Genomic DNA, 8,811 nt, shown 5'->3' with positions numbered 1-8,811 from the left:
GAGGCCACTCGGAAGTTGGCGACCGCGGCTCCACTGGGCGTGAAGCGCAGTTCAGGGTCGTCGACGAGGTTGCCGACGAGCGTGATCTGGGTTTCGCCTGCCATGGATCGGCTCCGGTTCGAGATAGTTCGGGATCAGGCGGTTTCGCCTGCTCCCCGCATCATCCATGCCACCAGGGACAAAAGCGGACGGGCGGGGTCAGGGGGTCAGGGCACCGGGTGCCTAGTGAACCTCGGGACGCAGAACCTTGGTGCGGAGCACGGCCTCGGCGATGCCGAGCTGGCGGTCGAGCTCCTTGACCGTGGCGGGCTTGGCGGTCAGGTCGATGACCGCGTAGATGCCCTCGGAGTTCTTGTCGATGTCGTAGGCGAGGCGGCGCTTGCCCCAGATCTCCGTCTTCTCGACCGAGCCGCCGTCGTTGCGGACGACGCCCAGGAAGTTCTCCAGCGACGGGGCGACGGTGCGCTCGTCGAGGTTGGGGTCGAGGATGATCATCAGTTCGTAACGACGCATGAGCGTACGTTCCTCCTCTGGACTGTCGCGGCCATGGAATCTCCATGGCAGGAGGGCAGGAACCCGGCGTTCGGCCGCCCGGTCCCACCGGGGGCATCGCTCAGGCTCTGAGCCATACGGGAACCAAGATTACCAGCAGCGGGACACCGCCGCGGCTGTCCCGGGAAGGCCCCGGCACCCCGGACCGCCGCGACGACGGAAGGGCCGGTACGCCGGGGTCTCCCCCTTCCGCGTACCGGCCCCTGGCCGTGGCTCCCGCCGTCAGTCGGTCAGTCCCTAGGTCTGATCAGACTGTTGTTGGCGTGGTTGCTCTGGTCGCCGCCACCGCCGCCACCGCCCCAGCCCGGCAGGCCCGGGGGCTCTTCCTCGTCGCAGTGCGGCGGCCTGTTGCCATGCCCGGTGTCACACTCGTCCGGGTCGGGGCTCTGGTCGTCGTCGCACATGCCCGGCCACAGGTCGACGCACTCCTCCGGAGACTCCTCGGGCTCACAGCCGGGCTCGCCGGGCTCGCACTCGGGCTCCTCGGGTGTCTCGCTGGCTTCGTCGCTGGCCTCGTCGGTCGGCTCCGGGCTGTCGCTCGGCTCCGGGGTCGGGAGGAACCTCTGTTCGTCACCCACCCACTGCGGGGCCGGGAACTGCTGGTGCTCCCTGCCCTCCATGGCGACCTCCATGAAGGCCTTCCACACCGTCGCCGAGGTCGTACCGCCGTAGACATCGCCGAACTCGGTACCGAAGTCCAGCGGGTCGCCCTGGGCCCGGCTCAGTCCCACCGCCGTGGACAGCTGCGGCGTGTAGCCGACGAACCAAGCGGAGACCGCGTCCGAGGAGGTACCGGTCTTACCGGCCACGGGTCGGCCGTCGTCGAGGGCCGCCCTCTTCGCCCCGCCCTCCAGGACCGCCTGCTGCATGGCGTAGGTGGCGTCGGCGGCGACGCCCTCCTGGAGGACCCGCTTGCCCTCCTCGATCTCCGTCTCGTCGTCCGGGGTGATCGGCGTGCCGTCGGCGCGCAGGACCTCGGTGACCATGTGCGCCGGGAAGTGCATCCCCTGGGCGGCGAAGGTCGCGTAGCCGCTGGCCATGTCGAGCGCGTTCACCTGGTGGGTGCCCAACGCGACCAGGGGACCGACGTCGGAGGTGGTCTGTCGGGCCGGGTCGACGCCCATCTCCACGGCGAGTTCGTCCACGCGGCCGGGGTCGACCTCGATCGCCAGGTCCACGTAACTGGTGTTGACCGAGTCCGCCGTGGACTTGATGAGGTCCACCTCGCCGTAGTCGACGTCACCGGAGTTGATGACGGGGTTGGCCAGGCCGGGGAAGTTCAGACCGCTGTCGCCGTCGAACACGCTGCGCAGGCCGATCCCGTCCTCGAGCGCTCGGGCCAGTACGTAGGGCTTGTAGGCGGAACCCGCCTGGGTCTGGTGCACCATCGAGTTGTTGATCACCGTGGCGACGTCGGGCCCGCCGTTGAAGGCGACGATCTCACCGGTGTTCGGATCGACCGCGGTCAGCCCGTGCATGGTGTCGTCGGCGGCGGCCTCCGGCAGGACGTCGAAGGCCTCCTCGGCCGCGTCCATCAGCTCCGGGTCCAGGGACGTCTTGATGACCAGGCCCTCGGTGGCGATCACCGCGCCGGTCACGTTCGAGCCCTCGTACCGCCGCTCGACCTCGTTGATGACGGCCTGGCGGACGTAGCCCTGCTTGGGGTCGTCCACGTCGCCTTCGGGCGCGTACTCGATGGTCTCGGGGACCTCGAGCTTCTCGGCCTCGGCCTCGGGCAGGCCGCGCTCCCCGCCGGTGTTCTCGTACATGGCGGCCAGCTGCCGCTGGACGTACGGCCAGCGTTCCTTGTCGAGGTAGTTGGCGGTCCAGGAGTCCGGTTCGGGGTTCTCGAAGTTGCTGGGCATCTGGATGATGATGCCCAGGTAGGCGCCCTCGGCCCGGTCCAGCTCGCTCACGCTCTTGCCGAAGTACCTCTGGGCCGCCATCTCGATGCCCGAGGCGCCTCGGCCGAAGTAGATCGTGTTGAGGTAGGTCGTCAGGATCTCGTCCCGCGGCACCTCCTGGCTCAACTTGATCGAGATGAAGATCTCGCGGATCTTACGGGTCAGCGGCGGATCGCCGTCGAGGTCGCTGTAGTAGTTGCGGGCCATCTGCTGGGTGATGGTGGAACCGCCGCCCGCCTCGCCTCGGGAGAGGATGGCTCGGCCGATGCCCTTGATGTTGATGCCCGGGTCCTCGTAGAAGGTGGCCTGCTCGGCGGCGAGCACACCGTCGACGACCTCCTCCGGGATGTCCTCGCGCTGGATCGCGACGCGCTGGACCTCGCCGGTGGTGACGGCGACCTCGCCCTTCTCCGCGTCGCCCTGGGCGGCCCAGAGGATCTGGGTCGCGGAGGCGTCCTTCTCGGCGTTCCTCTTGAGGTCGTCCGGGTGGGGCGCCATCGCGTACAGGACCGCGAAGGCGGCCACGCCACCGATGATCATCAGACCGCAGAAGGCCAGAGCGGGCTTCCACGCCTTGGAGAGGAAGCGTTTGAACCAGGGGCGGTCGTCCGGCTCGTCCTCACGGGGGCGGCGGCGGCCTCCGCCGCCCCTGCCGCCCCTGCCGCCGCGTCCGCCGGAGGCGGCGGCGCGGGAGCCGCGCCCGCCCGAACGGGCGCCGTGCTCGCGGTCGCGGGGGTCGCGGGGGCCGTCGGGGCGGCGTCGGCCGCCCGAGCGCGCGTCGTCCGGCCTGCGCCGGGGACGGTCGCCGTCCTCCGGCCGGCGCGGACGCTGGCCGTCGGGCCTGCGGCGCGGGCGGTCGCCGTCGTCCTCCGGGCGGCGCCTGCGCTGGCCGTCGGGGCGGCGGGGCCGCTCGCCCTCGGCTCTGCGGCGTCCGCCCTCGGGGCGGGGGCGCCCCTCGGAGCGCGCCTCGTCGCCCGGGGGGCGGGCCCTGCGGGATCTCGGCGCGGGCCGGTCGTCCCCCCGGATACCGTCCTCGGAGTCAGGTCGGCGCCGTCCGCCCGCACGTTCTTCCCGGGGAGGGCCGCCGGCCCTGCGCCTTCCGCCGTCGCCGCGCGGACCGTCGCCCGGGCCGTCGGCCCGGCGACGGCCGCCGTCGGCATTCCGTCGTCGTTCGGTACTCACGTGGTCCTCGATTGCCTCTCACGGCCGCTCGGCCTGACGATTCCTTGGTGGAAACGGGGGTCGGTCCCCCTGGGGGATCGGTGATTCGCGACCTGTGGTGGTGAGCGGCGCCGCTCGGGTGTGGTTCGACCCGGTCCCGCCGCATTCGCCCGTCGTTCAAGGCTTGATAAAGAGACGCCCACTCGGGGGTGAAGGTTTTCAACAGGTCGCGAAGTCGTGGGCCGCTACTTCCTCCTGATCGTTGGCCTGCGGGCGCGCTTCCCCTGCCGCGTCGGTGCTCTGGGCCGACGTCAACGTCGCCGCGGCGTGGCTCCGTTCGGGGGTCTGTACCGGCTTCGCACGCAAATCAAAGGTCACGTTAGAGCGATCGAACGATATAGCACAACCCACGCGCGAGGGTATCTCGCACTATGGAAGATCTCGTCACGGTCTGCCGGGAACCGCCGCTCCCTGCGGTTCGGGGGCTCACGCTCCCGAAGGGAGAGCGTGTGACTGCGGTCACCGACGCGGGATCGGCCCGCTGTCGGCCCAGGTCGGAGGCGTTCGCGTGGATCGCGTGGGTATGCGCGCGTCCCGACCCCCGTCCGAGGGTCACGGAGGGTCACCCCTGAGTCTCCGAGACCGCCGACCGCCTGCGCCGCCGTCGCGGGACGCGGATAGAGTCATAGCAGAACAAACCAGCCAGACATGGACAGTTCTCCCCGATTTCGACGGCACTGAGGGGGAACAGAACCGCCGTGCGCGCTGCTGACCACATACGGAATACGAACGCAGGATGACGAGCCCCGGACCGCCGTCGGCGCGGGCCCGTCGCCGTGCGCTGTGGAATCCATGTTCGCGGAGAAGAAGGAGCAAGGACCAATGGGTTCGGTACGTGTAGCCGTCGTGGGTGTCGGCAACTGTGCGGCGTCGCTCGTCCAGGGTGTGCACTACTACAAGGACGCCGACCCGGAGTCCCGGGTCCCCGGCCTGATGCATGTCCAGTTCGGCCCGTACCACGTGAGCGACATCGAGTTCGTCGCCGCCTTCGACGTGGACGCGAAGAAGGTCGGGCACGACCTCGCGGACGCCATCACCGCGAGCGAGAACAACACCGTCAAGATCTGCGATGTCCCGCCCACCGGCGTGACCGTCATGCGCGGCCCGACCTACGACGGCCTGGGCAAGTACTACCGCGAGATCATCCAGGAGTCCCCCGAGGACGCCGTGGACGTGGTCGCCGCCCTGAAGGCCGCCAAGGCCGACGTCCTGGTCTCCTACCTGCCGGTGGGTTCGGACGAGGCCGACAAGTTCTACGCCCAGTGCGCCATCGACGCGGGTGTGGCCTTCGTCAACGCGCTGCCGGTGTTCATCGCCTCCGACCCCGAGTGGGCCGAGAAGTTCACCAAGGCGGGCGTGCCGATCATCGGCGACGACATCAAGTCGCAGATCGGCGCCACCATCACCCACCGGGTGCTGTCCAAGCTGTTCGAGGACCGGGGCGTGATCGTCGACCGCACCTACCAGCTGAACTTCGGCGGCAACATGGACTTCAAGAACATGTTGGAGCGTGAGCGCCTGGAGTCGAAGAAGATCTCCAAGACCCAGTCGGTCACCTCGCAGATCCCGCACGAGCTCAACGCCGGTGCGGTGCACATCGGCCCGTCCGACCACGTGCCGTGGCTGGACGACCGCAAGTGGGCCTACATCCGGCTGGAGGGGCGCGCCTTCGGTGACGTCCCGCTCAACCTGGAGTACAAGCTGGAGGTGTGGGACTCCCCCAACTCCGCCGGGATCATCATCGACGCCGTGCGCGCGGCGAAGATCGCCAAGGACCGCGGCATCGGCGGTCCGATCCTGGAGCCGTCCTCGTACTTCATGAAGTCGCCGCCCGAGCAGTACAGCGACGCCGAGGCGCACGCCAAGGTGGAGAGTTTCATCGCGGGCGAGTAGCCGTACCCGCCCGGGGCCCGCGCGGCCCCGGGCGCGTCGACGTGTCGACCGGTCCCCCTGTCGACACGTCTCCTTGTCGGCTATCCGCCGACGCCCTGGGCGTGCGCCCCTTCCTCGGTGGTCTCCCGGTACAGGCGCAGCCCCCGCGCCCGGTAGTTGGCGAGCGCGTGCTCGCCGTCCAGGGAGCAGGTGTGCAGCCACACCCTGCGCGTGGGGCCGCGCTCGGGTCGGCGCTCCCCCAGGTCCCAGCCCCGCCGCAGGGCCTCGGTGAGCATGTGGCCGCCCAGGCCGCGCCCGAGGAACCCTGGCAGGAGGCCGAAGTAGACCACCTCAACCGCGCCCTCGGGCTGGGACTCCAGCTCGGCGTAGCCGGCCGGGGTGCCCCGGTCGTACAGGACCCAGGTCTCCACCGCCGGGTCCGCGACCCGGTCGCGCCACTCCTCCAGGGTCCAGGGGGCCCGGTCCGTCCACTGGTAGTCGCCGCCGACGGTCGTGTAGAGGAAGCGGGAGAGTTCGGCGCTGGGGACCTCCGCTCGGACGAAGCGCGTGTCGCCGCCCGGTTCTCGGCCGGGTCTGAGCTCGGCGGGGTCGGTCGTCTCCAGGTACCAGGTGGTGAGGGTCATCGTGCCATCCTCGCACCGGTGGGCCCGACCAGGCCGTCCGGGGCTTCCCGGGGGTGGTACCCGGTGCCCGCGACCAGGAGTCGACACGTCGCCATCTCTATGAGTAGTCAAAACATCACTTAATGTAGTTCCCCGTAGGTAGGCACGACACCAGGGGACGGTACCCATGAGCGACGGTCACGGACCGGTTGGTTCCACGAACGGGTCCAGAAGGGTCCCCGGGCGCTCCGAGGAGCGCCCGGACGCCGGTGACGGGGCGGTCGCCAAACGCGTCCGCGCCGTCGCCCGCCAGCTCCCCGCACGGGGCGACCGGCTCCTGGACGTGGGGTGCGGCGACGGGGAACACACCGTCGCGCTCGCCGGAGGGTACGTGCGGGTCGACGCCATCGACACCGACCCCATGCTGCTCGACGCGCTCGGCGGACGTGTCGCCGGGACCGCGCTGGAGGACCGCGTGGGACTCCACAAGATGTCCCCCGAGTCCCTGGCGTTCGACACGAACACCTTCGACCGGGTCACCGCGTTCGACGTCATCGAGCACCTCGACGACCTGGACGGCGCCCTCGCCGAGATCCACCGCGTCCTGCGGCCGGGCGGCGCGCTCTCTGTGACCACCTCCAACCGGTGGTTCCCCTTCGAGACGCACGGGGTCCGCTGGGGCGGGCGCCGGCGCTCCGCCCTCACCGCTCCGTTCCTGCCCTGGGTGCGCCCTCTGCACGGGCGGATGTCGGACACCCGATCCTTCACCAGCCAGGAGCTGGGCCGCCTGCTGCGCGGCCACGGTCTGCGCGTGCGCGCGATCGACTACCTCATGCCGACCCTGGGACGGGTCCCCTCGACCGCACGCGTGTCGGACGCCCTGGAGAGCACCCCGCTGCGGGTCTTCGGGGCGGGTATGGCGGTCACGGCGGTCAAACCCGGGCTCTGAACACCACCGGGCCCCGGCACCCGCGCGGGCCGACCGGGGGCGGACGCCCGGTGGGGCGCGCGGCTACGCGTCCTGGCGGCCGTCCTGCTCCAGGTGGTCGACGGCCCATGAGCGCAGCTCCGCCACGACCTTCTCCTTCTCCATCGGACCGTTCTCCAGGCGCAGCTCCAGGAGGTACCGGTAGGCCTTGCCCACCAGCGGTCCGGGCTTCACGCCCAGGATCTCCTGGATCTCGTTGCCGTCCAGGTCGGGCCGGATGCGGTCCAGCTCCTCCTGGTCGGCCAGCTCGGAGATACGGCGCTCGATGTCGTCGTAGGAGCGCGCCAGGGCCGCGGCCTTGCGCCGGTTGCGCGTGGTGCAGTCGGCCCTGGTGAGGATGTGCAGGCGCTCCAGCTGGTCACCGGCGTCGCGGGCGTACCGGCGCACGGCCGAGTCCGTCCACTCGCCCCGCCCGTAACCGTGGAACCGCAGGTGCAGCGCGACCAGCGTGCTCACCTGGGTGACGACGTCCTTGGGGAAGCGCAGCGCGGACAGCCTCTTGCGACTCATGGAGGCGCCCACCACCTCGTGGTGGTGGAAGGTCACCCGGTTGCCGCCCTCGAAGGCGCGGGTCCTCGGCTTGCCGATGTCGTGCAGCAGGGCGGCCAACCGCAGCACGAGGTCGGGCTCGTGGCCCCGCTCGCGCTCCAGGTCCATGGCCTGGTCCAGGACGGTGAGCGAGTGTTCGTAGACGTCCTTGTGCCGGTGGTGCTCGTCGATCTCCAACCGCATCCGGGGGATCTCCGGCAGGACGTGGTCGGCGATGCCCAGGTCCACCATGAGCTCGATGCCGCGCCTCGGGTCCGGGCTGAGCATCAGCTTGGTGAGCTCGTCCCGGACGCGCTCGGCCGAGACGATGGTGAGCCGGTCCGCCATGTTCCGGGCGGCCTCGGCCACCTCGGGTGCCAGGGAGAAGCCGAGCTGGGCGGCGAAGCGGACCGCGCGCATGATACGCAGCGGGTCGTCGCTGAAGGAGTCCTCCGGACGGCCCGGGGTGCGCAGCACACCGGCGTCGAGGTCGGCCAGGCCCCCGAAGGGGTCGACGAACTCGCCGCTCGGCAGGTGCACCGCCATGGCGTTGACGGTGAAGTCGCGGCGCAGCAGGTCGTCGTGGATGTTCGTGCCGTAGGCCACCTCGGGCTTACGGGACTTGGGCGAGTAGGACTCGCTGCGGTACGTCGTGATCTCCAGCTGGAGACCGCGCTTGCGCAGGCCCACGGTGCCGAACTCGATACCGACGGTCCACACGGAGTCCGCCCAGCCGTCGATGAGTTCGAGGACGCGCTGGGGGACGGCGTCGGTGGTCAGGTCCACGTCGTTGGAGGCGCGGCCGAGGAGGGCGTCGCGGACCGGCCCCCCGACGACGGCCAGCTCTTGACCGTGGGAGTCGAAACGCTCGCCCAACTCGTCGGCGACCGGTTGGATCGACTCGACCAACGCGGCGACCGCCGCTCGCCGAGCGCCGCTGAGCCCGCCCGAAGGCGGGTTCACCTCGGCGGACGGGTCCCTGTCGGCGTCGTTCTCTCGCGAAGGATCTGTGTTCGGCACACCACGCAGGTTAGGCGGCCACACGGGGTCACCGCGAATCGGTTTCCCCCGCCCGAGGGCCTGTGGCGGCCCTGGTGTCGGGCCCCGGTGAATGAAAGGGTGG

The 8,811-nt window shown here is 70.5% G+C and carries 7 protein-coding genes; 2 read left to right on the top strand and 5 right to left on the bottom strand.

The window, feature by feature from the left end; genetic code table 11:
- From ABZ635_RS23635 to ABZ635_RS23625, 3 genes are all read right to left on the bottom strand, one after another.
- Window positions 1–104 (bottom strand): single-stranded DNA-binding protein (locus ABZ635_RS23635; protein ID WP_357768985.1); only part of this gene is annotated, 104 nt, incomplete at its 3' end.
- Window positions 105–222: 118 nt separating this feature from the next.
- A complete protein-coding gene (rpsF, locus tag ABZ635_RS23630) occupies window positions 223–513 on the bottom strand; it encodes a 30S ribosomal protein S6 (protein ID WP_357768979.1) in 291 nt (96 codons plus the stop codon).
- A gap of 269 nt (window positions 514–782) precedes the next feature.
- The gene (locus tag ABZ635_RS23625; protein WP_357768977.1) at window positions 783–3,638 is read right to left on the bottom strand and encodes a transglycosylase domain-containing protein; all 2,856 of its coding nucleotides are present in this window, start codon (window positions 3,636–3,638) and stop codon (window positions 783–785) included.
- 861 nt (window positions 3,639–4,499) lie between these two features.
- Between ABZ635_RS23625 and ABZ635_RS23620 the strand changes: the two genes are divergently transcribed.
- Window positions 4,500–5,570 carry an inositol-3-phosphate synthase gene (locus tag ABZ635_RS23620; protein WP_357768975.1) on the top strand — a complete coding sequence of 357 codons (1,071 nt, stop codon included), beginning with the start codon at window positions 4,500–4,502 and terminating at the stop codon, window positions 5,568–5,570.
- Window positions 5,571–5,650: 80 nt separating this feature from the next.
- On the opposite strand, the gene ABZ635_RS23615 is transcribed toward ABZ635_RS23620, so the two are convergent.
- The gene (locus ABZ635_RS23615; RefSeq protein WP_357768973.1) at window positions 5,651–6,193 is read right to left on the bottom strand and encodes a GNAT family N-acetyltransferase; all 543 of its coding nucleotides are present in this window, start codon (window positions 6,191–6,193) and stop codon (window positions 5,651–5,653) included.
- Window positions 6,194–6,359: 166 nt separating this feature from the next.
- Between ABZ635_RS23615 and ABZ635_RS23610 the strand changes: the two genes are divergently transcribed.
- Window positions 6,360–7,121, top strand: a complete 762-nt coding sequence (locus tag ABZ635_RS23610; RefSeq protein ID WP_357768971.1) for a class I SAM-dependent methyltransferase — start codon at window positions 6,360–6,362, stop codon at window positions 7,119–7,121.
- Window positions 7,122–7,184: 63 nt separating this feature from the next.
- Here ABZ635_RS23610 and ABZ635_RS23605 read toward each other — a convergent pair whose 3' ends face one another.
- Window positions 7,185–8,708 carry a CCA tRNA nucleotidyltransferase gene (locus ABZ635_RS23605; RefSeq protein ID WP_357768969.1) on the bottom strand — a complete coding sequence of 508 codons (1,524 nt, stop codon included), beginning with the start codon at window positions 8,706–8,708 and terminating at the stop codon, window positions 7,185–7,187.
- Window positions 8,709–8,811: the final 103 nt, after the last annotated feature.

The sequence above is a fragment of the Nocardiopsis sp. NPDC007018 genome (genome assembly GCF_040635075.1).
Taxonomy (GTDB): domain Bacteria; phylum Actinomycetota; class Actinomycetes; order Streptosporangiales; family Streptosporangiaceae; genus Nocardiopsis.
The sequence above is the reverse complement of the archived record's forward strand: the minus strand, read 5'-3'. Positions and strand labels throughout refer to the sequence as shown.

Excerpts from the sequence above, each read along its gene's own strand:
- rpsF (WP_357768979.1), bottom strand. The coding sequence starts at position 513 with ATGCGTCGTTACGAACTGATGATCATCCTCGACCCCAACCTCGACGAG.
- ABZ635_RS23620 (WP_357768975.1), top strand. The coding sequence starts at position 4,500 with ATGGGTTCGGTACGTGTAGCCGTCGTGGGTGTCGGCAACTGTGCGGCG.
- ABZ635_RS23615 (WP_357768973.1), bottom strand. The coding sequence starts at position 6,193 with ATGACCCTCACCACCTGGTACCTGGAGACGACCGACCCCGCCGAGCTC.
- ABZ635_RS23610 (WP_357768971.1), top strand. The coding sequence starts at position 6,360 with ATGAGCGACGGTCACGGACCGGTTGGTTCCACGAACGGGTCCAGAAGG.